This is a genomic window from Bordetella sp. 2513F2 (assembly GCF_054642735.1).
This window is the reverse complement of the sequence record NZ_CM137755.1, coordinates 2,799,943-2,823,073: the sequence shown is the minus strand read 5'-3', so window position 1 is coordinate 2,823,073 and position 23,131 is coordinate 2,799,943. Positions and strand designations below refer to the sequence as shown.

19 protein-coding genes and 3 tRNA genes are annotated in these 23,131 nt (G+C 68.5%); 13 read left to right on the top strand and 9 right to left on the bottom strand.

Annotated elements, in window-relative coordinates; genetic code table 11:
* Window positions 1–50: 50 nt before the first annotated feature.
* From ACYBYQ_RS13430 to radC, 7 genes are all read right to left on the bottom strand, one after another.
* Entirely contained in the window at window positions 51–1,463 is a 1,413-nt protein-coding gene (locus ACYBYQ_RS13430; RefSeq protein WP_459614676.1) for an MATE family efflux transporter, read from the bottom strand.
* The gene (locus ACYBYQ_RS13425; protein ID WP_459614675.1) at window positions 1,460–3,193 is read right to left on the bottom strand and encodes an ArnT family glycosyltransferase; all 1,734 of its coding nucleotides are present in this window, start codon (window positions 3,191–3,193) and stop codon (window positions 1,460–1,462) included. The genes ACYBYQ_RS13430 and ACYBYQ_RS13425 overlap by 4 nt, the downstream gene beginning before the upstream one ends.
* A 197-nt stretch (window positions 3,194–3,390) precedes the next feature.
* Window positions 3,391–3,657, bottom strand: coding sequence for a type B 50S ribosomal protein L31 (locus ACYBYQ_RS13420; protein WP_459614674.1), 267 nt, complete (start codon window positions 3,655–3,657; stop codon window positions 3,391–3,393).
* A gap of 171 nt (window positions 3,658–3,828) precedes the next feature.
* The gene (kynA, locus tag ACYBYQ_RS13415; RefSeq protein WP_459614673.1) at window positions 3,829–4,680 is read right to left on the bottom strand and encodes a tryptophan 2,3-dioxygenase; all 852 of its coding nucleotides are present in this window, start codon (window positions 4,678–4,680) and stop codon (window positions 3,829–3,831) included.
* A 10-nt stretch (window positions 4,681–4,690) separates the two neighbouring features.
* Window positions 4,691–5,947, bottom strand: coding sequence for a kynureninase (gene kynU, locus ACYBYQ_RS13410; RefSeq protein WP_459614672.1), 1,257 nt, complete (start codon window positions 5,945–5,947; stop codon window positions 4,691–4,693).
* 30 nt (window positions 5,948–5,977) lie between these two features.
* Complete coding sequence (kynB, locus tag ACYBYQ_RS13405) at window positions 5,978–6,607, bottom strand: arylformamidase (RefSeq protein WP_459614671.1); 630 nt, start codon at window positions 6,605–6,607, stop codon at window positions 5,978–5,980.
* Window positions 6,608–6,660: 53 nt separating this feature from the next.
* Complete coding sequence (gene radC / locus ACYBYQ_RS13400) at window positions 6,661–7,338, bottom strand: RadC family protein (RefSeq protein ID WP_459614670.1); 678 nt, start codon at window positions 7,336–7,338, stop codon at window positions 6,661–6,663.
* A 49-nt stretch (window positions 7,339–7,387) separates the two neighbouring features.
* On the opposite strand from radC, the gene ACYBYQ_RS13395 reads away from it, so the two are divergent.
* The 3 genes from ACYBYQ_RS13395 to maiA all read left to right on the top strand — a co-directional run bounded on the left by ACYBYQ_RS13395 (window position 7,388) and on the right by maiA (window position 9,575).
* Window positions 7,388–7,864, top strand: a complete 477-nt coding sequence (locus ACYBYQ_RS13395; protein ID WP_459614669.1) for an FKBP-type peptidyl-prolyl cis-trans isomerase — start codon at window positions 7,388–7,390, stop codon at window positions 7,862–7,864.
* Window positions 7,864–8,844 (top strand): 4-hydroxy-3-methylbut-2-enyl diphosphate reductase, encoded by a 981-nt coding sequence (ispH, locus tag ACYBYQ_RS13390; RefSeq protein WP_459614668.1) that lies wholly within the window; start codon window positions 7,864–7,866, stop codon window positions 8,842–8,844. The genes ACYBYQ_RS13395 and ispH overlap by 1 nt, the downstream gene beginning before the upstream one ends.
* 86 nt (window positions 8,845–8,930) lie before the next feature.
* Window positions 8,931–9,575, top strand: a complete 645-nt coding sequence (gene maiA / locus ACYBYQ_RS13385; protein WP_459614667.1) for a maleylacetoacetate isomerase — start codon at window positions 8,931–8,933, stop codon at window positions 9,573–9,575.
* An 87-nt stretch (window positions 9,576–9,662) separates the two neighbouring features.
* Here maiA and ACYBYQ_RS13380 read toward each other — a convergent pair.
* A tRNA-Thr gene (locus ACYBYQ_RS13380) sits at window positions 9,663–9,738 on the bottom strand.
* A gap of 204 nt (window positions 9,739–9,942) precedes the next feature.
* Between ACYBYQ_RS13380 and ACYBYQ_RS13375 the strand changes: the two genes are divergently transcribed.
* The 3 genes from ACYBYQ_RS13375 to ACYBYQ_RS13365 all read left to right on the top strand — a co-directional run bounded on the left by ACYBYQ_RS13375 (window position 9,943) and on the right by ACYBYQ_RS13365 (window position 12,836).
* Window positions 9,943–11,361 carry a short-chain fatty acid transporter gene (locus ACYBYQ_RS13375; protein WP_459614666.1) on the top strand — a complete coding sequence of 473 codons (1,419 nt, stop codon included), beginning with the start codon at window positions 9,943–9,945 and terminating at the stop codon, window positions 11,359–11,361.
* 98 nt (window positions 11,362–11,459) lie between these two features.
* Window positions 11,460–11,535: transfer RNA gene (locus tag ACYBYQ_RS13370), tRNA-Asn, on the top strand.
* Window positions 11,536–11,846: 311 nt separating this feature from the next.
* On the top strand, window positions 11,847–12,836 hold the full coding sequence (locus ACYBYQ_RS13365) for a CobW family GTP-binding protein (protein WP_459614665.1): 990 nt from the start codon (window positions 11,847–11,849) through the stop codon (window positions 12,834–12,836).
* 943 nt (window positions 12,837–13,779) lie between these two features.
* Here ACYBYQ_RS13365 and ACYBYQ_RS13360 read toward each other — a convergent pair.
* A tRNA-Met gene (locus ACYBYQ_RS13360) sits at window positions 13,780–13,856 on the bottom strand.
* Between the two features lie 71 nt (window positions 13,857–13,927).
* On the opposite strand from ACYBYQ_RS13360, the gene scpB reads away from it, so the two are divergent.
* The 7 genes from scpB to truB all read left to right on the top strand — a co-directional run bounded on the left by scpB (window position 13,928) and on the right by truB (window position 23,128).
* The gene (gene scpB, locus ACYBYQ_RS13355) at window positions 13,928–14,902 is read left to right on the top strand and encodes an SMC-Scp complex subunit ScpB (protein ID WP_459614664.1); all 975 of its coding nucleotides are present in this window, start codon (window positions 13,928–13,930) and stop codon (window positions 14,900–14,902) included.
* Window positions 14,903–14,937: 35 nt separating this feature from the next.
* Window positions 14,938–16,581: a 23S rRNA pseudouridine(2605) synthase RluB gene (gene rluB / locus ACYBYQ_RS13350; protein ID WP_459614663.1), complete on the top strand. Its 1,644-nt coding sequence runs from the start codon at window positions 14,938–14,940 to the stop codon at window positions 16,579–16,581.
* A 267-nt stretch (window positions 16,582–16,848) separates the two neighbouring features.
* Window positions 16,849–17,358 (top strand): ribosome maturation factor RimP, encoded by a 510-nt coding sequence (rimP, locus tag ACYBYQ_RS13345; RefSeq protein WP_459618785.1) that lies wholly within the window; start codon window positions 16,849–16,851, stop codon window positions 17,356–17,358.
* The gene (gene nusA / locus ACYBYQ_RS13340; RefSeq protein WP_459614662.1) at window positions 17,355–18,833 is read left to right on the top strand and encodes a transcription termination factor NusA; all 1,479 of its coding nucleotides are present in this window, start codon (window positions 17,355–17,357) and stop codon (window positions 18,831–18,833) included. The genes rimP and nusA overlap by 4 nt, the downstream gene beginning before the upstream one ends.
* Before the next feature lie 77 nt (window positions 18,834–18,910).
* Window positions 18,911–21,931, top strand: coding sequence for a translation initiation factor IF-2 (infB, locus tag ACYBYQ_RS13335; protein ID WP_459614661.1), 3,021 nt, complete (start codon window positions 18,911–18,913; stop codon window positions 21,929–21,931).
* A gap of 24 nt (window positions 21,932–21,955) precedes the next feature.
* Window positions 21,956–22,360, top strand: coding sequence for a 30S ribosome-binding factor RbfA (gene rbfA / locus ACYBYQ_RS13330; protein WP_459614660.1), 405 nt, complete (start codon window positions 21,956–21,958; stop codon window positions 22,358–22,360).
* Between the two features lie 33 nt (window positions 22,361–22,393).
* Window positions 22,394–23,128 (top strand): tRNA pseudouridine(55) synthase TruB, encoded by a 735-nt coding sequence (truB, locus tag ACYBYQ_RS13325; protein WP_459614659.1) that lies wholly within the window; start codon window positions 22,394–22,396, stop codon window positions 23,126–23,128.
* Window positions 23,129–23,131 lie beyond the last annotated feature (3 nt).

Genomic DNA, 23,131 nt, shown 5'->3' with positions numbered 1-23,131 from the left:
GCATCCAGAGCGGGGCGACGCCACATGGCGCCGCCCCGCCGTTTTTTTGCTCAGGCCGCGGCGGCCGCTGCGCGCCGGAGCGTGCGCCGGTACCAGGCGTGCAGCAGCAGCGAAGACAGCGCCAGGCCCAGCATGGCCATGAGCCACATGGTGCCCGCGCCCTGCGGCGACCCGGGCATCACCGCCTCGCGCACCTCGTCCAGGCTGCCGCGGCCCGGCCCGAACCCCAGCCACCAGCCGCCCAGCAGGCCTACGCCGGCCAATGCCACCGTCTGCAGCACCAGCGGCATCACCGCCACCTTGTATGCGCGCAGCAGGTAGGAGTTGATGCACTGCATCGAGTCGCAGAGATGGAACAGCGGGATCATGGCCATCAGGCTCGCCGCCACGGCAGCCACCTGGGCATCGTCGGTATAGGCGGCAAGAATGGCCGGGCGGCCGATGAGCAGCACCGCCGAGGTGAGCAGCGCGCCCGCCAGGCCCAGCGCCAGCCCGGCATTGCCCGTGCGCCGGGCCTGGGCCAGGTCGCCCGCGCCGATGGACTGCGCCGTGACGGCAGCCGTGGCCACGCCCAGCGCCATGGGCATCATGTAGCACAGCGCCGCCAGGTTGGACATGATCTGGTGTCCCGCCGACACGTACGTGCCCTCGCGGGCAACCAGCAGGGCCATGAACGTGAATGCCGAGACTTCGACCAGGTACGAGCCGCCCATGGGCAGGCCCAGCCGCAGCAGTTCCTTCAGCGCCGGCCAGCGGGGCCGGCCGATGCGCGGGCGGAACTGGCGGTAATAGCGGTCATGGGTGATGACCCATGCGCCGGCCGCAAGGCTGATCCACGAAACCAGGGCAGTGGACATGCCGGCGCCGGTGGCGCCCATCGCGGGCAGGCCGAACTTGCCGTAGATCAGGATCCAGTTGAACAGGGCCTTCAGGCCTACCGCGGCCAGGTTGATGGCCATCACGGTCTTGGGCCGCGATACCGCCGCGCCGAACGCGTAGAGGGTGCGGAACACCAGGGCCGCGGGAATGGCCACCGCCAGTGCGCGGAGATAGGCGGCCACGCGGTCGCGCACTTCCGGCGCCACCGGGCCCGACATCGACAGCCAGGCATCCGGGAACAGCATCAGCGTCGCGCCGACCACCGCCAGGCCCAGCGCCAGCCATACGCCCTGGCCCCAGGTCTCGCCCACGGCCTCGTGGCGGCGGGCGCCGAAATGCTGCGCCAGGATGGGTATGAGCGCATGCACCACGCCCATCAGCCCCACGAATACGGTGATGTACACCGAAGCCGCCAGCGACATGGCGGCGAGGTCGCGGGCGCTGGCATGGCCCGTCATGGCTGTGTCGAGCACGCCGAAGGCGATGCCGGCCCACTGGCTGACCAGCACGGGCCAGGCCTGGCGCACGATGCCGCCCATCGCCGCGGCCAGACCGGGGGCGGGGCTGGAGGCAGCGCGATTCATCGGGTGGACGGGACGCGCAGCAGCCGGAACACTTCGTGGCGGTCGGCGCGCCGGCCGCCGCGCCACAGTTCTTCCACGCCCTCGTCGCTATAGGCCGCGGTGCCGTCGCGCAGGCTGCTGCGGGTGGTCTGCTGCAGTACCAGCGTGCATTTGGCGTCGTAGCTGAAGCTGAGGTTGTCGAACACCAGGAACGAGGCGCGCTGGCCGGCCCCCAGGCTCAGCCCGCGGGCGCACTCGCCCGGCTGGCGGTGCGCCGCCAGGGCGGCCGCCAATTCGCCGGACACGGTGCGATAGCTGCGGGCGTAGTCCACGGCGGGCTGCCACAGCAATACCAGCAGGAGCCACGTGGCCGTCAGTCCGCTGGCCGACAGCACGGTGCCGCGCCACAAGGCCGCCGGCCGCACGCGCAGCCGCCATATCACCAGCAGCACCCAGGCGGCGGTGACTGCCAGCGACAGCAGCACGGCGATCCAGGACAGCTGCGGCTCGTATCCGGTGGTCTGGCGGGCAATGTTGTTGGCGATCTTCGGCGGCCAGCCGAAGTGCAGCGCCACCCAGCCCAGCCAGGCCGTGGCCACCGTGAGCGAAAAGCACATCACGGCGAACCAGTCGAGTGTATTGACCACCCCGCGCCGCAGCGTGGGCAGCGAGAAGGCGCCCAGCACGGCGCAGGGCACGGCCAGCATGATGTATTCGGCGTCGTTCGGCTCGTCGAGGAAGAAGAGCAGCAACATCGCGCAGCCGGCCAGCACCACCGACAGCCAGATGTGCGGCGAGAACAGCCAGTTGCGCCAGCGCCAGATGGCCACCAGCGCCAGCGGCCAGGTAGGCCACAGGTACCAGGGCAGGTCGCGCAGGGTGCGCGCCGACAGCCCCAGCGCCGGCCAGTCGAACGAGCGGAGATTCCAGACCTTCCAGTTGCGGATCCAGTATTCGCTGCCCTGCGACGCCGGGATCCACCAGGCCAGGATCAGCGCCGCGGCCACCACGATGGCGCAGGGCAGCCAGCGCACCTGCTGCCACAGCGCGCTGCGCGGATGGAAGGCAAGCAGCGCGGCCAGCATGACGGGCGCGCTGCCCACCCAGCCGCGCGTGAGGAAGCAGCCCGCCACCGACACGCCGAGCGTGATGGCGCCCAGCAGCGGGCGGTCGAGCGTGCGCGCCAGCGAATAGAAGGCGAGCGCCTGCCACGCCATGATGGCCGGCACGATGGAGGTCTCGTGGGTGCGCTGCAGGATGCCGACCGTTGCGATCAGCAGCAGCAGGGCAGCGTCGGCCAGCATGCGGCCGTAGTCCCGCGGATGGGGCTCGCCGCCGAACGGCAGCGCCAGGGGCTGGGATTCGGGACGGCGCCCGAGCAGGTAGGTGCCGTACCAGACGCTGGCCGCGGTCATGCCGAACCACAGCAGGTTGGGCAGGCGCCCGGCCGTGATGTCGCCCATCCACGGGCCGAAGAGCCACATCGACAGGCCGCCCACCCAGGTGATGAGCGGGCCTTCCTGGGCGTGTGCCAGGTACCCCACCTGCGGCAGCAGCCATGTCCAGCCGCCTTCGCGCAGCGCGGTGACCATGGTGGCGAGGCCCACGACGTCGTCGGTCTTCCAGGGGTCGCGCATGAAGAGCCCGGCCAGGATATAGGCGAGCGCCAGTCCCAGCAGGGCCAGCCGGGGGAGTTTCGCTGTGGCCAGGACAGTGAGCCGGGCCGGTGTGGATCGCGTTGAGGATGACACGGCGCTAATGTAACCGACCCCGCGCAGGCGGGTATGAAACCGGGACGGACTCGATGCGTGCATCGAGGGCGGAACCCGCGGCGCGGCAAAGGTTCCGGGGACGGAGCCCCTGCACGGGGAAAAAAAAGCAGCCCCGGGCTACAGGGCTGCTGGGTTTGCTGCGTTCGCTTCCAGCCTTGCGGCCGGAAGCCGCGCCATCAGGAGGCCGACTTGGCGGCACCCGTGGTGCGGGCGAAACGGGCGCGGAACTTCTCGACGCGGCCGGTTTCCACGATGCGGGTCTGGGCGCCGGTATAGAAGGGGTGCGATTCCGACGTCACGTCGCACTTGAAAAGCGGGTAGGTCTTGCCATCGAGTTCGATGGTTTCGCGGGTGTTCACGGTGGAGCGGGTGACGAACTTGGTGCCCGTCTGCTGGTCCATGAACACCACTTCGCGGTATTCGGGGTGTATGCCTTCTTTCATCGTCGTTTCCTTGGGGTTGCCGGGTCGCCAGCCACGCCATCGATACTGCTCCGGCAATCATGCTGGTAATCGGCATGCCGGCGATCAGGATGGCCACGTATCCAAAAAGTAACCTCGCATTCTAGCAAGCATAGACTGTGCTGGCAAGGCGGCTACGCGACAGCGTCGCGGCTACAGGTCCGTGCGCATCTTCCATAGCTCCGGGAACAGCACCACTTCCAGCATGCGCCGCAGGTAGTCCACGCCCGACGTACCGCCGGTGCCGCGCTTGAAGCCGATGACGCGTTCCACCGTGGTGACGTGCCGGAACCGCCACTGGCGGAACGCGTCTTCCAGGTCGACCAGTTTCTCGGCCAGCTGGTAGAGGTCCCAGTGGGTTTCCGGGTCCCGGTAGACGGCCAGCCACGCCGCTTCCACGGCCGGATCGGCTTCGTAGGGCCGGGTCCAGTCGCGCTCCAGGTGGCCGGCCGGCACCGCCAGCCCCTGGCGGGCCAGCAGGCGCAGCGCTTCGTCGTACAGCGACGGCGCTTCATACGCCGCGCGCACCTGGGCCAGGAGGTCGGGCCGGTGGGCGTGAGGCCGCAGCATGGCGGCGTTCTTGTTGCCCAGCAGGAACTCGATCTGCCGGTACTGGTAGCTCTGGAAGCCGCTGGAGCGGGCCAGGTAGGGGCGCAGCGCGGAGTATTCGGACGGCGTCATGGTGGCAAGCACGCTCCAGGCCTGCACCAGCTGCTCCATGATCTTGCTCACGCGGGCCAGCATCTTGAATGCGGGCTGCAGCCGGTCGCTGCGGATGCAGTCCATCGCCGCCCGCAGCTCGTGCAGCATCAGCTTCATCCATAGTTCGCTGGTCTGGTGCTGCACGATGAAGAGCATCTCGTTGTGCTCGGGCGACAGGGGGTGCTGGGCGCCCAGCAGCGCGTCGAGGTGCAGGTAGTCGCCGTAGCTCATGTCGCCGGCGTAATCGAGCTGGGCGCCCTCGGCACGCACGATGTCCTCGGGGCGCTTGGCGGGATCGTTCATGGCGGGCTCCTCAGGTCACCGCCGCCTGGCGCTGGAAGCGTGCCTCGCGCCATTCGCCGCGTTCCAGCACCTGCGCCAGCTGCTCCACGGCGTCCCAGACGTCGACGTAGCGCATGTACAGGGGCGTGAAGCCGAAGCGCAGCACGTCGGGGGCGCGGAAATCGCCCACCACCCCGCGGGCGATCAGGGCCTGCACGATGGCGTAGGCGCCTTCGTCGCGGGCGAAACATACCTGGCTGCCGCGCAGGGCGGGCTCGCGGGGGCTGACGAGGGCCAGGCCGTGTCCGGCGCAGCGCGTTTCCACCAGCTCGATGAACAGGGACGTCAGCGCCACGGACTTCGCGCGCAGCGCCGCCATCCCGCCCAGCGGCTCGGCTGCCAGCACCGTGTCGACGCCGCATTCCAGGGCGGCCAGCGAAATCAGCGGCGGCGTGCCGCACAGGTAGCTGGCGATGCCGGCGGCGGGCGTATAGCCGGTGGTGAACTGGAACGGCGCGGCGTGGCCCATCCAGCCCGACAGCGGCTGCCGGGAACGGCCGGCATGGGCCGGATTGGCCCACACGAAGGCGGGCGCACCGGGCCCGCCGTTCAGGTACTTGTAGCCGCAGCCGACCGCAAAGTCGGCCTGCGCGCCGCTCAGGTCCACCGGCACGGCGCCGGCCGAATGGGCCAGGTCCCAGATGGCGATGGCGCCGGCCTGGTGCGCCGTGCGGGTCAGCGCCGCCATGTCGTGCATGCGGCCGGTGCGATAGTTGACGTGCGTGAGCATCAGCACCGCCAGCCGCTCGTCGCAGGCCGCCTCGATCCCGTCGGGCTCCACCAGTTCCAGCGTCATGCCGTACTGGCGCGCCAGGCCCTCCGCTATGTAGAGGTCGGTGGGGAAGTTGCTGCGTTCGCTGACGATGCGGGTGCGCTCCGGGGCGTCGGCGCGCACCATCTCCAGCGCGGCGGCCAGCACCTTGTACAGGTTCACCGAGGTGGAGTCGGCCACGACCAGCTCGTCCTCCCCTGCGCCGACCAGGCGCGCAATCTTGTTGCCCAGGCGCTGGGGCATGTCGATCCAGCCGGCGGTGTTCCAGCTGCGGATCAGGTCGCGGCCCCATTCCTCCTCGACCACTTGCCGCACCCGTTGCGGCGTGGCGCGCGGCAGCATGCCCAGCGAATTGCCGTCGAGGTAGATCTCGCCGTCGTTGAGCAGGAACTGGTCGCGCAGCGCAGCCAGCGGGTCGCGGGCGTCCAGCGCCAGGCAGGCGTTGCGGTCTTGCATGGTGTGTCTCGCTATTCCGGGTTGTGGAGGTCAGTCCAGCGCGCGCAGGATGGCGCGCACCGGGCTGGCGTCTGCCTGGGCCAGCGCCAGGGGCAGGGCGATGAGCTCGTAGTCCCCCTCGGGCACGTCGTCGAGCAGCAGGTTCTCGAGCACCCGCAGGTCCCGCCGCAGGATGACGTGGTGGCTGTCCAGGGTCTTGCTGGACGCGGGATCGATGCTGGGCGTGTCCAGGCCGATCAGCATCACTCCGCGGTCGGCCAGCCATTCGATCGTATGGGGCGCGTAAGCGGAAAAGTCGTCGGTCCACCATTCGAGCGCCGCGTGCCTGGCGGTGCGCACCAGCACGCGGGGCGGCAGGCCGTCCGCGGCGTGGCGCAGGTGCTCCGGCTGGATCAGCGGGCCGCAATCGATGGCATGGATCACGCGGCATGGCCCCAGATAGGGTTCCAGCGCCAGCGCGCCCACCGCCGGCGCGCCGTTGCGGTAGTGCAGCGGCGCGTCGGCATGCGCACCCACGTGCGGCGACAGCGTGATCTCGCTCACGTTGACGGGGCAGCCGGGCGCCAGCGACCATTTCCATTGCTGGCGGTATGGCGTGTCGCCCGGGAACACGGGCGAGGCTTCCGATACCGGCGGGGAGATGTCCCAGAGACGCTTCATGGGAAAACAGTCTAGGTGAATTCCCGCGGCCGTGGTGTCGGTTGCGCGCGACACTACATCAGGCCGAGCTCGGCCATCGACAGCACGCGTCCGCCGGCCACGATGATGTGGTCGAGCAGCCGGATGTCGACCAGGGCCAGGGCTGCCTTGAGGCGGCGGGTGAGCTCGCGGTCGGCCTCGCTGGCCTGGGCCAGCCCGGAAGGGTGGTTGTGGGCCAGGATCAGGGCCGCCGCGTGATGGCGCAGCGCCTCGCGCACGACTTCGCGCGGGTAGACCGAGGCCTGGGCGAGCGTGCCGCGCGCCAGTTCCCCCGTGGCGATGAGGTTGAGGCGGTTGTCCAGGTACAGGGCCAGGCAGTGCTCCACCGTGCGGTGCGACAGCGCCGTGCGGCAATAGGCCTTGACGCTGTCGGCCTGGGCGAGGGTTTCGCGCTGGATCATGTCTTCTTCGATGGCGCGCCGCGCGAGCTCCAGCACGGCGGCCAGCGAGCAGGCCTTGGCCGCGCCCAGCCCGGGCACGGACCGCAGGACCTGAGGATCGGCCGCGAACAGGCCGCGCAGCCCGCCGAACCGTGTCATCAGGGTGCGGCCGAGCTCGACGGCATTCTGGCCACGGGTGCCGGTGCGCAGCGCCACCGCCAGCAGTTCGGAATCCTGCAGCGAAGCCGCGCCGTGGCGCATCAGGCGTTCGCGCGGGCGCTCGTGTTCCGGCACGCTTTCGGACAGCTTCATGGGAAGGCTCTAAAATCGGGTTTTACGACGTCCTCTACGGTGGCAGATCTTGAGCGCCCCAACTCCCGAAGTGAATGTTCCGGTCCGTCCGGACTCCTACCTGACCCTGCACTACCGCATCGTGCTGGCCTCCGGCCCGGCCGAGGGGTCGGTGTTCGCCGATACCTTCGATGGCCGTCCGGCCACGCTGCAGATGGGGGCGGGCCAGTGGGCCCCCGGGCTGGAAGCGGCGCTGCTCGGCCATGCCGAAGGCGAGCGCTTCAGCGTCACGCTGGCTCCCGCCGATGCCTACGGCGACCGCAACCCCGAGCTCATCCAGCGCGTCACGCGCGCCATGCTGGCCGAGCATGCGGGCAGCGATGCCACCTTCGACCCGGGCGACCTGGTCGAATTCACCGCGCCCAACGGCGGCCGCTATTCCGGCGTGCTGAAGGAAATCAACGACGACTGGGCGCTGTTCGACTTCAACCACCCGCTGGCCGGCACGGCGCTGCGGGTCGACGTCGCCATCCTGGGGGTGCTCTGATGAGCCAGGCCGCCACCGCACCCGGCGCAGAGGTCGTGCTCGCCCAGCCGCGCGGCTTCTGCGCGGGCGTGGACCGCGCCATCGAGATCGTCGAGCGCGCCCTCGAGATCCACGGCGCTCCCATCTATGTGCGCCACGAGATCGTGCACAACCGCTACGTGGTCACCAACCTGCGCGAGCAGGGCGCCATCTTCATCGACGAACTCCACGAAGCGCCGGCCGGCGCCATCGTGGTGTTCTCGGCCCATGGCGTGCCCAAGGCCGTGCGCGCCGAAGCCCAGGCGCGCGGCCTGCAGGTCTTCGACGCCACGTGTCCGCTCGTCACCAAGGTGCACGTCGAGGTGGCGCGCATGCGCGCGGCCGGGCGCGAGATCGTCATGATCGGCCACAAGGGCCACCCCGAGGTGGAAGGCACCCTGGGCCAGGCCGAAGGCGGCATGTACCTGGTGGAAACCGTCGAGGACGTGGCGGCGCTGGAAGTCACCGATCCCGACAATCTCGCCTACGTCACCCAGACCACGCTGTCGGTGGACGACGCGGCCGCGGTGGCGGGCGCCTTGAAGGCGCGCTTCCCTTCCATCGTCGAGCCCAAGAAGAGCGACATCTGCTACGCCACGCAGAACCGCCAGGACGCGGTCAAGCTGCTCGCGCCCGAGTGCGACCTGGTCCTGGTGGTGGGCAGCACCAACAGCTCCAACTCCAACCGCCTGCGCGAGGTGGCCGAGCGCAAGGGCGTGCCGGCCTACCTGGTCGACGGCGCCTCGGCCATCGATCCGGCCTGGCTGCAGGGGCGGCAGCGCATCGGCATCACCGCCGGCGCCTCTGCGCCCGAGGTGCTGGTCCAGCAGGTGGTGGAGCGCGTCAAGGCGCTGGGGGCCGTGTCCGTGCGCACCATGCCGGGGCTGGAAGAAAGCGTGGCGTTTCCCTTGCCCAAGGGGCTGTCGCGCAAGACGGCCAGCGACGCCGCCCAGCAGGGCTGAAGGCGCCGCAGCTGCGGCCGCCCGCCATTGCCGTTCCCATCCGCCACCGGCCGGCAAGGCCGGCCCCCCGAGGAGAGACAGAGACCATGCAGTTGTACAGCTACTTCCGCAGCTCGGCCGCCTACCGCGTCCGCATCGCGCTCAACCTGAAAGGCCTGCCCTACGAGTACGTGCCGGTGCACCTCCTCAAGGATGGCGGGCAACAGCTCGCGCCCGACTATCGCAGGGTCAATCCGGCTGCCCTGGTGCCCACGCTGGTCGACGGCGACCTCTCGCTGGGCCAGTCCATGGCCATCATCGAATACCTCGATGAAACCCATCCCGAGCCGGCCCTGCTGCCGGCGGATCCGGCGGGGCGCGCCCGCGTGCGCGCCATTGCGCAGGCCATCGCGTGCGACATCCACCCGCTGAACAATCTGCGGGTGCTCAAGTACCTCAAGCACGAGCTCAAGGTGGAAGAGGAGGCGAAGAATGCCTGGTATCGCCACTGGGTCATGCTGGGGCTGGAAAGCCTGGAGCAGATGCTCGCGGCCGACGCGCAGACCGGCCGCCACTGCCATGGGGATGCGCCCACGCTGGCAGACCTGTGCCTGGTGCCCCAGATCTACAACGCCCGCCGTTTCGAGTGCGACCTCTCGGCATTCCCCACGCTGGTGCGCATCGATGCCGCCTGCCTGGCGCTGCCCGCCTTCGCCGATGCCGCGCCGGAGCGCCAGCCCGACGCCGCCTGATCCTGATCCTGGCGGCCTTTTATCGGTTTTTGTCAGCCGAAAAAGAAAAGGCCAGCTCCATGGAGCTGGCCTTTTGCTTGAATCGGGTGGTGCCGGCAATAGGAGTCGAACCTACGACCTTCGCATTACGAATGCGCTGCTCTACCAACTGAGCTATGCCGGCGGCAAAGACCAAAATATTAGCAGATATCTTCAGGCTATACAAACAGGGACGGCTCGACTTGTGCGTCGTCCTGAATCGTCTTCCTCTTCCCTTGGCGGTCTCCACGCCCTCACATTTACACGCTACCATCGCCGGGCCTCGCGTGGGCGCCATGGGCGCCCGCGCGCGCATTCCATCGAATCAAAGAACAGAGGTCATGAGGATATGGCAGCATCATTGGAAGAAAGTCGGTCGGCGCGATTCGCCATGCGTTGCGCGGCCTGGGCCGAGCGCTGGTTTCCGGATTCCTGGGTTTTCGCCACGGTTGGCGTCCTGATCATCGCCGTGGCGGCGCTCGCCATCGGCGCCAGTCCCGCCAGCACGGCCAAGGCATTCGGCGACGGGTTCTGGAGCCTGATTCCCTTCACCATGCAGATGGCCTTCGTGGTCATCGGCGGCTACGTGGTGGCCACGTCGGGTCCCGCGTCCAGGCTGATCGACAGGCTGGCCATGCTGCCCAGGAACGGCCGTTCGGCCGTGGGCTGGGTGGCGCTGATCTCGATGACGGCCTCGCTGCTGAACTGGGGCCTGAGCCTGGTGTTCGGCGGCCTGCTGGTGCGCGCCATGGCGCGCCGCACCGACTTGAAGATGGACTATCGCGCCGCCGGCGCCGCGGCCTACCTGGGCCTGGGCGCGGTGTGGGCGCTGGGCCTGTCCTCGTCGGCTGCGCAGCTGCAGGCCAACCCGGCCAGCCTGCCCCCGTCCATCCTGGCCATCACGGGCGTCATTCCGTTCACCGAAACCATCTTCCTGTGGCAGTCGGGCCTGATGCTGCTGGTCCTGGTGATCGTGTCCTGGATCATCGCGTACGTCACGGCGCCCGGTGCTGCGTCTGCGCGCGATGCCAGGGATTGCGGCGTCGATCCCGCCTTCACCGCGTCGCCCGTGGCCAAACCCACGCGTCCCGGCGAATGGCTCGAGCACAGCCCCCTGCTGATCCTGGTGCTGGTGGCGCTGGCAGCCGGCTGGCTGATCCAGGAATTCTCGACCAAGCCCGCCATCCTGGCGATCTCGGGCCTGAACACCTACAACCTGATCTTCATCATGTTGGGCGCGCTGCTGCACTGGCGTCCGCGCAGCTTCCTCGACGCCGTGGCGCGCGCCGTGCCCACCACGACCGGGGTGCTGATCCAGTTCCCGCTGTATGGCTCGATCGCGGCCATCATGACGCAGGTCCAGGGCTCGGGCGGCGAGACCATCGCCCACCACATCTCCGCGTTCTTCATGCAGATCGCCACGCACGATACCTACGCGCTGCTGATGGGCGTGTACTCTGCCGTGCTCGGCTTCTTCATCCCGTCGGGCGGAGGCAAGTGGATCATCGAGGCGCCCTATGTGATGCAGGTGGCCAACGAACTGCATTACCACCTGGGCTGGGCCGTGCAGATCTACAACGCGGCCGAGGCGCTGCCCAACCTGATCAATCCCTTCTACATGCTGCCGCTGCTGGGCGTGCTGGGCCTGAAGGCGCGCGACCTGATCGGCTTCACCTTCGTGCAGCTGATCGTCCACATCCCGCTGGTGCTGTTCCTGCTGTGGGCGCTGGGCCAGACGCTGGCCTACTTCCCGCCGATCCAGCCCTGACGGCATCCGGCCGCGGCAAGCCCGCGGCCCGCGCAGGCAGGGGAGGTGCGGATTTGCATGGTGCCTGAAAACCATGCATAATCTCACTTCTTCGCTTTTCCCCGATAGCTCAGTCGGTAGAGCGACGGACTGTTAATCCGCAGGTCGCTGGTTCGAGCCCAGCTCGGGGAGCCAAGAATTCAGCCCGCTCACGTCATCAGTGAGCGGGCTTTTTGGTTTTGGCACTGGCTCTTGGCGCAGGCTTTTGGTGCTTTCCCTGCCACCGGCCGCGTGCAGCAGCATTTCCGATGGCTGGAATGCCGGTGGCTGTAATACTATGGCGGCTCGGCTATGGCCGCTCCGCGGGGGCTGCCCAGCTGGCAGGCAGATGGCGGCGCGCTCCTGGTTGTGTCAACCCGCTGCAACTCAAAAAATGACGGATCCGCCACGGAGATCGGGGATCGCGGCGCTGCGCTGCACGCGTGGCGGCATCGGATGGCTCCTCCATGACAGACAAGCGCATCGCCCTCACCGTGCTCACCGGCTTCCTGGGCAGCGGCAAGACCACCTTGCTCAATCGCCTGGTGCGGCTGCCCGACTACGCGGATGCTGCGGTCATCATCAATGAATTCGGCGAGATCGGGATCGATCACCATCTGGTGCGGGCGGGCGACGACCGCATCGTGCTGCTCGAGAGCGGCTGCATCTGTTGCGCCGCAAGCGGCAGCCTGGTCGAGACGCTGCGCGATCTCTTCATGCTGGCCCTGCGCCGGCAGATCCGCCCGTTCGGCCATGTGCTGGTCGAAACCTCCGGCCTGGCCAGCCCCGCGCCCATTCTCTTCACGTTGCGCCATGATCCCTTCCTGGCCGAGCGCTTCCGCTATGCGGGCACCATCGCAGTGGCCGATGCCCTGCACGTGGGCCGGCAACTGCTGTCGCAGCCCGAGGCGGTGCAGCAGATCGCGCTGGCCGACGTGGTGGCACTGAGCAAGGCCGACCTGTGCAGCCCCCAGGTGCTGGAGCAGGCCAGGCAGGGCCTGCTCCAGGTGAATCCGGCAGCGCCCGTCTTCGTGCTGGATCCCGGCCAGCCCACGGATGCTGCGCTGCTGGCCGGCGGGGCGTCGCGACGCGCCGTCGACGTGCAGCACTGGCTGGGAGCCTATACCCGTCGCAGCGCGGTCCCGCATCCGGATCTGTGCGTGGTCGGCGTCACGCTTTCGGCGCCCATCAGCCGCGGCTTGTTCCTGGCCGGCATGGATACGCTGCAGTCGCGTTACGGCGAGTCGCTGCTGCGGGTCAAGGGCCTGATCTGCTTCGAGGGCGAGGCGCTGCCGTGCGCCGTACATGGCGTTCACCAGCAGCTGTATCCGCTCGAGTCCCTGCCCGAATGGCCCACCGACCGGCGCGACTCCCAATTGGTGTTCATCTTGCGTGGGGCGGATCGCGACGAAGCGCAGGCCGGCATCCGGCAGGCGCTGCGCCAGTGTTCGGCCTGATTGCACGCCGGCTTTGTACCGCGAGGCATTGGGCGTATAATTTCATTCATGCCCGCGGTCGGCTGCGTGCATGGCAGATGTGTCAGCCTAGATGTGTCAGCCAAACGCGTCGGCACGCTCAGGCGATGCAGCAGGCAATGTGCTGCGCCGGCAGGCAAGCCGTGCGGCATAACCGGCATGATCGAACATGGCGGTCGCCCCAGGCGGCCGGGCAGCAAACCAGACGTCGTCAGGTTCACTCCCAAACCGGCGTTTCAAACGTCCTCCTGCAGGTGGGCGTTGTGCCGTGACCCGGTACCGTCTTCGGGCTGCGTGTCCGGGCCTCGCGGCCTGGCCGGCCCCAGGCTCCGGGCAACGGCAGTGTCGTCCAGATCAGTGTCGTCCAGATAATTCTACGAATCGCCCGGCCTTCAGGCCGGAACTCGTGCAAGCGCTTGGCTTTCAGGCGCTGTTTCGCGGCTTGCGTTGTTTTCACGGCTTGGGCCGGCGACGCGGCGGTTCAGTGTTCCGGCGTGGCTCGGGCCTGGCCGGGGTTGCGTCATTCGCCTGCACGGGCGCGCATAGGCTGCGCAAGGCTTGATGCCGGTCCTCCGGCAATTTCAACACGGGAAACAGTTTGTCCAGTACGTTCTGTACGTCATGCAGTGCCGCGCGGCATGCAAGCGTGTCCATGTATACGCCCGAACCGGGGCAGGGCACCGCCGCCCGCGCCGCCCGCGCCGTAGTGCTGGCCGCTGCAACGGCATCCGCGTCGGCTGCACCCCTGGCAAACAACGAGGCCCGGTGTCCTGGACGTGCCTGGCCTCGGCGTTCCGGTCGCGCCCCTGGCCGCGCCCGGCGTTTCCTCGCCGCGTTGCCGGCGCCCCAAAAGCAAAAACCCCCGCGGCACGGGCCAGGGGGGTTTTATACGATCGGGTTTTGCAAGATCGGGTTTTGCAGAACCTGGTTGCGGGGGCAGGATTTGAACCTACGACCTTCGGGTTATGAGCCCGACGAGCTGCCAGACTGCTCCACCCCGCGTCTGGAATCAAAAATAATAGACTTTTTTCGACTTCTGCGCAAGTTTGCGTAACCTGGAATCCCGACCATAGATGAACGACAGCGAGGCAATACTCGTCCTGGAGACCGCGTTGCTGTGCGCGTCCCAACCCCTGCCGCCGGCTGAGCTGCGCAAGCTGTTCGGCGAGGATCCCGAGCTCGATTCCGCCGCGCTGCAGCGCTGGCTCTCGGGGCTGCAGGAACAATGGGCCGGCCGCGGGCTGGAGCTGGTGCAGCTGGCTTCGGGCTGGCGTTTCCAGAGCCGGCCGCAGATGCAGCGCTACCTCGAGCGGCTCAATCCCGAGAAGCCGCCCAAGTATTCGCGCGCCGTCCTCGAGACGCTGGCCATCATTGCATGGCGCCAGCCGGTCACCCGGGGCGACATCGAAGACATACGCGGCGTCACGGTCTCGTCGCAGATCGTCAAGACGCTGGAGGACCGCGGCTGGATCGAAGTCATCGGCCACCGTGACGCCCCGGGGCGTCCCGCCCTGTTCGGCACGACGCGCCAGTTCCTCGATGACCTCGGGCTGCGGGCCCTGGATGAATTGCCGCCGCTGGAATCCACCGAGGCCGCTGCCGTGCTGGCAGGCCTGGACCTGGGCGGCGCCGAGACGGCCCAGGCTGCCGAGGGCGCAGCCTCCCCGGCCGACGCCGCCGGCTCCGGCGAGGCGCCACAGGATGGCATTGCGCAAGCCGTGGCGGGCGACGGCATTCCTGCGGGCGTCCCCGTTGCCGGCATCGCCGTAGCGGCCGGCGACCATGTTCCGCCGCCCGGGCCCGGTGAGGTCGAGCCGCCGTCCACGACGCCGGAGATCGCGCCGCCGGCGTCCGAACCCGAGATTGCGCCGCCGGAGCGCGGGCCGGAGATCGTTCCGGCCGAACCCGGACCGGAGATCGTTCCGGCCGAACCGCAGCCGGGGGTCACTCCGCCGGCGCCCGAACCCACGCCCGACCCGGGTCCCGAGGTTCCCTCCCGCCCTGGCGAGGACGAGGAATCTGCCGGACGCCGGCCGTCCCAAGTTTGATATCTGGAGCTGTCTCAGTGACAACGAATACAACGATGCAGGAAGACACTTCTCATGCAGGCCAGGCCGCCGAGGCCGCCGAACCCGCTGTTGCCCGCCCCGAAGGGGCTGATGCCGCCGAATCCACCGAGAATCGTCCTCGCGGCCGCAAGCTGCGCACGCCTTTCCGGCGCCGTCGCGGCGACGCGGCGGCCGGGGCCGCGCCTGCGGATGAGGCGGCGCCCTTGCCCGATGAAGACCCGAAGGTGGCCGAGCGCGAGGCCGAGCAGGCCCTGGCCTATCTGGAGGCCGGCGAGCGCACCGAGCAGCGGCTGGGCAAGTACCTGAACAGCGAGGCGGTCATGCCCAAGCTGCACAAGGTGCTGGCGGACGCAGGCATCGGCTCGCGCCGCGAGATGGAAGAACTCATCGTGGCGGGCCGCGTATCGGTCAATGGCGAACCGGCCCATATCGGCCAGCGCGTGGGGCCCAACGACCAGGTGCGGGTCAATGGCAAGCCGATCCAGCGGCCCAATGCCAAGAAGCCGCCGCGCGTCATCCTGTATCACAAGCCGGCCGGGGAGATCGTCAGCCATGATGATCCCGGCGGGCGGGCCAGCGTGTTTGCGCGGCTGCCCAAGCTGCGCACGGGCAAGTGGCTTTCGGTCGGGCGTCTCGACCTGAATACGGAAGGGCTGCTGATCTTCACCACATCCGGAGACATGGCCAATCGCATCATGCATCCGCGCTACGGTACCGAGCGCGAGTACGCGGTGCGCGTCCTGGGCGAGATGGACGAAGACCAGCGGCGTTCGCTGGTCGAGGGCATAGAGCTCGAGGACGGCAAGGCGGCGTTCGGCGCGCTCGATTATCTCGGTGGCGAAGGCAGCAACCGCTGGTACCGCGTGACGCTGCAGGAAGGCCGCAACCGCGAGGTGCGGCGGATGTTCGAGGCCGTGGGCGTCACGGTCAGCCGGCTGATCCGCACGCGCTTCGGCGATATCGTCCTGCCGCGCAACCTGCGCCGCGGCCGCTGGGAAGAAGTCGACAGCACCCTGGTCTCGGCGCTGATGGTGCAGCTGGGCCTGCTGCGCGATCCGGAAGAGGGCGGCCGGCGTCGCTCGAAGCAGCCGGAATCCCACGAGAACGCCCTGCCTCCCGGCTTCGGCACGCTCGAGCGCAACGGCATGAACGGCGCCCGCATGGGCCGCCGCGGAAAGCTGCAGGGCGGTCGCCCCGCGTCCGCGGTCACGGGTCAGGTCTTTCCCTCGGATCCGTTCGGCACCGGGCTGATGTTCACGGGTGGCTATGCCAACGGTCATCCGCTGGGCGCGGATGCCAAGGGCAAGCCGGGCGCAGGCAAGCCGGGCGGCAAGGGCAAGGGTGCCGGCAAGGCGCGGCCGTCCGGCGCCGGCCGCAAGAGTGCGGCTGCGGGCGCGCCCGGCGGGGCTGCTTCCAAGCCGAATGGCGGGGCGTCCAAGCCGGCGGCGGGGCGTCGTCCCAAGAAGGATGGCGTGCCGCGTGCGGCAAACGGCAACCCCGCCGCCAAGAAGGCCGCGGCCAAGCCCAAGGCCGCAGCGGCCAAGCCCAAGGCGCGTCGCCAGGGCGGGCGCGGGGACGACTGGCAGCCGCAGGGCGCTGCCGCGCATGAATCGCGCCTGGGATTCCTGGGCGGCAACCGCGGACGGGGCGGGCGGTGAATCTGCCCCTGTGCGTAAACCCGTGAGGTATCAGGAAAATTTCACCAGTATCTGGTAAAATCACTGGTTTTCATGGCGCGGCGTGTCGGCGTGCGTCCGGGGAAGAGCTCCGGGTGCGCGGATGGTGTGCACGGCGCCAGATTCATTTGGGGCGCGAGCCCGGTGGCAGTTGGCTTGGCGTGCCGGGATCCGGCGCGTTTCATGTGCCCTGCGCCGGGTCTCGAGCGACACGGTGGGCTGGGCATACAGCCCATTTTTTTTGAGTGTATGGCAGATTTATTCGCATTGACCGAAGAAGCGCTGGCCGGCATGGACGTCGAACTCGTCGACGTCGAGCGTGCCGCCATGGGGCTCCTGCGCGTCACGATCGACAAGGTCGGCGGGGTGCGCATCGAGGATTGCGAGCAGGTCTCGCGGCATCTGTCGCGGGTCTATGAGGTCGAGAACATCGACTACAAGCGGCTCGAGGTGGGGTCTCCCGGCGTGGATCGGCCATTGCGCAACGAGGCGGAATTCCGCCGTTTCGCGGGCGAACGCATCGAGATCAAGCTGCGCGAGGCCCTGGACGGGCGCAAGGTTTTTTCGGGAACGCTGCGGGCGCCCGAGGATGTCGGGGATGCGCCGGAAGGCGCGCAGGCATCCGGGGCGGACCGGCCCGTGTTCGGTCTTGAATTTGAGGCAAAGAAGAACGATATCCAGGTCTTGCGCTTCACGCTCGATGACGTCGAGCGTGCCAAGCTGGATCCCGTTCTGGATTTCAAGGGCAAAAAGCGATGAGTCGCGAAATTCTTCTGTTGGTCGATGCTCTGGCGCGTGAAAAGAACGTCACGCGCGACGTTGTATTCGGCGCGCTCGAGAGCGCGTTGGCCTCGGCCATGAAAAAGCGCTTCAAGGAAGACGCCGAGATCCGCGTTTCCATCGACCGCGAAACCGGCAGCCACGAAGGCTTCCGGCGGTGGCAGGTGGTGCCCGACGAAGCCGGCCTCCAGGAACCCGACAAGCAGGAGCTGCTGTCGGATGCACGCGAAATCGACCCGGACATCCAGGTCGGCGACTACATCGAGGAGCCGCTCGAGCCGGTCGAGTTCGGCCGCATCGGCGCGCAGGCCGCCAAGCAGGCCATCCTGCAGAAGATCCGCGACGCCGAGCGCGAGCAGGTGCTCAACGACTTCCTCGAGCGCGGTGAAACCATCGTCTCCGGCACGATCAAGCGCATGGACAAGGGCGATGTGATCATCGAGACGGGCAAGATCGAGGCCCGCCTGCCGCGCTCCGAGATGATTCCCAAGGAGAACCTGCGCGTCGGCGACCGCATCCGCGCCTTCGTGTTGCGCGTGGACCACGCCGCCCGCGGCCAGCAGGTCATCCTCTCGCGCACCTCGCCCGAGTTCATCCGCCAGCTCTTCGAGAACGAAGTGCCCGAGATCGAGCAGGGCCTGCTCGAGATCAAGGCGGCTGCGCGCGATCCGGGCGTGCGCGCAAAGATCGCCGTGATCGCTTACGATAAGCGTATCGATCCCATCGGCACCTGCGTCGGCATGCGCGGTTCGCGCGTCACCGCGGTGCGCAACGAGCTGGGCGGCGAACAGGTCGACATCGTGCTGTGGTCGGAGGATCCGGCCCAGTTCGTGATCGGCGCCCTGGCCCCGGCCAACGTCGAATCCATCGTGGTCGACGAAGACAAGCACGCCATGGACGTCGTGGTCGACGAGGAGAACCTGCCCAAGGCCATCGGCGCCCGGGGGCAGAACGTCCGCCTGGCTTCCGAGCTCACCGGCTGGCAGATCAACATCATGACGCCGGAAGAAAGCCTGAACCGCCAGGAGGCCGAACGCACTGCGTTGCGCCAGGCGTTCATGAACAAGCTCGACGTCGACGAGGAAGTCGCCGACATCCTGATCGACGAAGGCTTCACCGGCATCGAGGAAATCGCCTACGTGCCGATGCAGGAGCTGCTGGAGATCGAAGCCCTGGACGAAGACACGATCAACGAACTGCGCGCCCGTGCGCGCAATGCGTTGCTCACGGAGGCCATCGCCCAGGAAGAGCGCATCGAGACGGCCCAGGATCTGCTGGAGCTCGAGGGCATGACCCCCGAGCTGGCAGCCGCGCTGGCCGAGCGCGGGGTCCATACCCGCGACGAGCTGGCGGAGCTGGCCACCGATGAGCTGGCCGGCGTTGCCGGATTGGACGAACAGCAGGCCAGCGAGCTCATCATGCGCGCGCGGGCCCACTGGTTCGACGAAGAATAGCCATGGAACGGAGCGCCTGCCGGGGCTGCCTCGGATTCATGGAATGAGATAGACCGCTGCATAGGGAAGAGAGCCTAATGTCGAGTAATACCGTCGCCCAGTTCGCTACCGAGCTGAAAATGCCTGCCAACGTACTGCTGGAGCAGCTGCGTGCGGCCGGCGTTGACCTCAAATCGGTTGACGATGCCGTCACCGACAGCGACAAGGCGAAATTGCTCGAATCGCTGCGTCGTGCCCACGGCGCGAGCGAGGGCAAGAAGATCACGCTGACCCGGCGCCAGACCTCGGAAATCCGCCAGGCCGATGCGTCGGGGCGCTCGCGCACCATCCAGGTCGAGGTGCGCAAGAAGCGTGTCTTCGTGAAGCGCGATCCCGCCGAGCTGGCCGCCGAAGCCGTCACGCGTCCCACTGAAGACGCGCCGCAGGCGCCGCTCGAGGCTGCGCCCGCCGCGCCCGCCGTCGAGGCTCCCGTCACGCCGGCCGCCGACGTGGCTGCATCTTCCCCTGCGCCCGCGCCCGAGGCGCCTGCCGCGCAGGCCCCGGAGCAGCGTCCCGCCGAGCCCGTTGTGGAGGCGACGCCGCCGGCCGAGCCCGAGCAGGAAGCGCCTGCGCAACCCCAGAACCCGGCCGAGGCGCCTGCTGTCGCCGCTGCCGAGCCTGCCGCAGAAACGCCCGCGCCCGAACAGGCGCCCGCCGACACGCCGGCCGAGAAAACCGACGCCCAGCAAGAACCCGCTACCGAGCCCACGGCCGAAAAGAAGGCCGCGCCGGAACCCGTTGTGCAAGCCCAGAAAGAACTGACTCCGCCGGCGTCCGCGCCTGTTGCGCAAATCCCGTCCTCCAACGAAGCCAAATCCGCGGCGCCGGCCGGCAAGCCGGCGTCCGCCCGCAATGCGCGCCCCGGCGAGATACGCCGCGCCGCCCCAGCGGCCGCGCCGGCCTCCGACCAGGCCCGTGAAGAAGCCCGCCGGGCCGCCGAGGCCGAGGCGGCCGCCCTGCGCGAGATGCTGAACCGTCCGCGCAAGGTGCTGCGCGCTCCCGAGCCCGAGGCGCAGCCCGCCAACGCCCTGTCGGGCACGCTGCACAAGCCGGCCGGCAAGCCCGGCGCGGCAGCCCCCAAGAAAGACGCCAAGCCGGGCGCGCCGGGCACCAAGAAAACCATCAAGACGGCCGAGGTGGCCTCCACCTGGACCGACGACAGCGCGCGCAAGAAGCCGGCCGACAAGCCCTCCGCGCCCACGCGCGACGGCTGGCGCGCCGGCGGCAAGGGCGGCAAGAGCGGCCGGGGCGGCCGCAATCAGCAGGCCGACCGCCGCAACGAACCCGCCGCCCAGGAGTTCATCGCCCGCGAGATCCACGTACCCGAGACCATCAGCGTGGCCGACCTGGCCCACAAGATGTCGGTCAAGGCCGCCGAGGTCATCAAGCAGCTGATGAAGCTGGGCCAGATGGTCACCATCAACCAGGTCCTGGACCAGGAAACCGCCATGATCGTGGTCGAGGAGCTCGGCCACGTCGCCATCGCGGCCAAGCTGGACGATCCGGAAGCCTTCCTCGACGAAACCGCCACGGTGTCCGAGGCCGAACAGCTGCCGCGCGCGCCGGTGGTCACCGTCATGGGTCACGTCGACCACGGCAAGACCTCGCTGCTCGACTACATCCGGCGCGCCAAGGTGGCGGCCGGCGAGGCGGGCGGCATCACGCAGCACATCGGCGCCTACCACGTGGAAACCGAGCGTGGCATGGTCACCTTCCTCGACACCCCGGGCCACGAGGCCTTCACCGCCATGCGTGCGCGCGGCGCCCAGGCCACCGACATCGTGATCCTGGTGGTGGCCGCCGACGACGGCGTCATGCCGCAGACCCGCGAGGCCATCCACCATGCGAAGGCGGCCAACGTGCCCCTGGTGGTGGCGATCAACAAGATCGACAAGCCCGATGCCAACCCCGACCGGGTCAAGCAGGAGCTGGTCGCCGAGGAAGTCGTGCCTGAGGAATACGGCGGCGACGTGCCGTTCGTGCCGGTGTCGGCCAAGACCGGCGCGGGCATCGACGACCTGCTCGAGAACGTGCTGCTGCAGGCCGAAGTGCTGGAGCTCAAGGCTGCGGTCGATGCGCCGGCCAAGGGCCTGGTCATCGAAGCCCGCCTCGACAAGGGCCGGGGCCCGGTTGCCACCATCCTGGTGCAGAGCGGCACGCTGCATCGGGGCGACATCGTGCTGGCCGGCGCCAGCCATGGCCGCGTGCGCGCCATGCTCGACGAGAACGGCAAGCAGATCCAGGACGCCGGTCCGTCCATCCCCGTGGAGATCCAGGGCCTCACCGAGGTCCCGGCCGCGGGCGACGAGCTCATGGTGCTGGCCGACGAGCGCAAGGCGCGCGAGATCGCGCTGTTCCGCCAGGGCAAGTTCCGCGACGTCAAGCTGGCCCGCCAGCAGGCGGCCAAGCTCGAGTCCATGTTCGAGAACATGGGCGAAGGCGCCCACCAGACTCTGCCGCTCATCGTCAAGACCGATGTGCAGGGCTCCCAGGAAGCCCTGGTGGCCTCGCTCACCAAGCTCTCCACCGACGAGGTGCGGGTGCAGGTGGTCCACGCCGCCGTGGGCGGCATCTCGGAAAGCGACGTCAACCTTGCCATCGCGTCCAACGCGGTGGTCATCGGCTTCAACGTCCGTGCCGACCAGAGCGCCAAGAAGCTGGCCGAGGCCAATGGCATCGACCTGCGCTACTACAACATCATCTACGACGCCGTGGACGAGGTGAAGGCCGCCATGTCGGGCATGCTGGCGCCGGAGAAGCGCGAAGAGATCGTGGGCCTGGTCGAGATCCGCGAAGTCTTCACCGTGTCCCGCGTGGGCAACATCGCCGGCTGCATGGTGCTCGACGGCCTGGTCAAGCGCGACGCGCAAGTGCGCCTGCTGCGCAACAATGTGGTCCAATGGACTGGCCAGCTCGATTCGCTGCGCCGCTTCAAGGACGACGTCAAGGAGGTCAAGGCCGGCTTCGACTGCGGTCTCACGCTGCGCGGCAACAACGACATCCAGGTGGGCGACCAGCTGGAAGTCTTCGAGATCAAGGAAGTCGCACGTACGCTGTAAAGCGTGCAAGGCAGTACCCATTCCATGAGCCGCCACAAGTCCAAATCCATCCCCGGCCGCAACCTGCGGCTGGCCGACCAGATCCAGAAGGATCTGGCCGGCCTGATCCAGCGCGAGATCGACGTCGCGCGCGCGGGGCTGATCACGCTGTCCGGCGTCGAGCTCTCGCCCGACTACGCGCACGCGAAGGTGTATTTCACCGTGCTCGGGGCCGAACCCGACGCGGCCGCCGCCGTGCTCAACGAGAAGGCCGGCTGGCTGCACTCGCAGCTGTACAAGATGCTGCACATCCATACCGTGCCGACGCTGCGCTTCTATCATGATCCGCAGATCGAGCGCGGCATCGAGATGTCGGCGCTGATCGACCGCGCCAACCGCGGCGGCCCGGCTGCGGCCGAACCCGACGACGAGCCCGACGACCGCTCCTGAGCGGCCTTCGTCACTTTTTTCCGGATTGCGACGATGGCCAAGAGACGCGGGCTTGCGCTCGACGGTGTGCTGCTGCTCGACAAACCCGTGGGGTTGTCGAGCAACCACGCCTTGCAGCGTGCGCGGCGCACGCTGGATGCCGCCAAGGCCGGGCATACCGGCACGCTGGACCCGTTCGCCACGGGCCTGCTGGTGTGCTGCCTGGGGCGGGCAACCAAGATATCCGGCGCGATGCTCAATGCCGACAAGGCCTATCGCGCCACCCTGCAGTTCGGCGAGGAGACCGACAGCGGCGACCTCACCGGCAACGTGGTGGCACGCGCCGACGGTCCGTGCGAGATCGATGCGGCGGCGCTGCGCGACGTGCTGTCACGATTCCAGGGCACCATCGAGCAGGTGCCGCCGATGTACTCCGCGCTCAAGCGCGACGGCAAGGCGCTGTACGAATACGCCCGCCAGGGCATCGAGCTCGAGCGGGCGCCGCGGCAGATCACCATCCACCGGATCGAGCTGCTGTGGTGCGAGGGCTCGCGCGCCGAGATCGACGTGGCGTGCAGCAAAGGCACCTACATACGTACGCTCGCCCAGGACATCGGGCGGGCGCTGGGCTGTTATGCCCACCTGGCGGCGCTGCGGCGCACGCACGTCGGGCCTTTTTCGCTGGACTGCGCCACGACGCTGGACTCGCTGCAGGCGATGTCCGATCCCAAGCAGGCCCTGCTTGACCTGAACGAATTGCCGGCGGGCCTGATGCCCGCCCGAACCTGAGAG

Coding starts and splice junctions, on each gene's coding strand:
- ACYBYQ_RS13430 (WP_459614676.1), bottom strand. CDS start 1,463: ATGAATCGCGCTGCCTCCAGCCCCGCCCCCGGTCTGGCCGCGGCGATG.
- ACYBYQ_RS13420 (WP_459614674.1), bottom strand. CDS start 3,657: ATGAAAGAAGGCATACACCCCGAATACCGCGAAGTGGTGTTCATGGAC.
- kynA (WP_459614673.1), bottom strand. CDS start 4,680: ATGAACGATCCCGCCAAGCGCCCCGAGGACATCGTGCGTGCCGAGGGC.
- kynU (WP_459614672.1), bottom strand. CDS start 5,947: ATGCAAGACCGCAACGCCTGCCTGGCGCTGGACGCCCGCGACCCGCTG.
- kynB (WP_459614671.1), bottom strand. CDS start 6,607: ATGAAGCGTCTCTGGGACATCTCCCCGCCGGTATCGGAAGCCTCGCCC.
- radC (WP_459614670.1), bottom strand. CDS start 7,338: ATGAAGCTGTCCGAAAGCGTGCCGGAACACGAGCGCCCGCGCGAACGC.
- ispH (WP_459614668.1), top strand. CDS start 7,864: ATGAGCCAGGCCGCCACCGCACCCGGCGCAGAGGTCGTGCTCGCCCAG.
- maiA (WP_459614667.1), top strand. CDS start 8,931: ATGCAGTTGTACAGCTACTTCCGCAGCTCGGCCGCCTACCGCGTCCGC.
- ACYBYQ_RS13375 (WP_459614666.1), top strand. CDS start 9,943: ATGGCAGCATCATTGGAAGAAAGTCGGTCGGCGCGATTCGCCATGCGT.
- ACYBYQ_RS13365 (WP_459614665.1), top strand. CDS start 11,847: ATGACAGACAAGCGCATCGCCCTCACCGTGCTCACCGGCTTCCTGGGC.
- scpB (WP_459614664.1), top strand. CDS start 13,928: ATGAACGACAGCGAGGCAATACTCGTCCTGGAGACCGCGTTGCTGTGC.
- rluB (WP_459614663.1), top strand. CDS start 14,938: ATGCAGGAAGACACTTCTCATGCAGGCCAGGCCGCCGAGGCCGCCGAA.
- rimP (WP_459618785.1), top strand. CDS start 16,849: ATGGCAGATTTATTCGCATTGACCGAAGAAGCGCTGGCCGGCATGGAC.
- nusA (WP_459614662.1), top strand. CDS start 17,355: ATGAGTCGCGAAATTCTTCTGTTGGTCGATGCTCTGGCGCGTGAAAAG.
- infB (WP_459614661.1), top strand. CDS start 18,911: ATGTCGAGTAATACCGTCGCCCAGTTCGCTACCGAGCTGAAAATGCCT.
- rbfA (WP_459614660.1), top strand. CDS start 21,956: ATGAGCCGCCACAAGTCCAAATCCATCCCCGGCCGCAACCTGCGGCTG.
- truB (WP_459614659.1), top strand. CDS start 22,394: ATGGCCAAGAGACGCGGGCTTGCGCTCGACGGTGTGCTGCTGCTCGAC.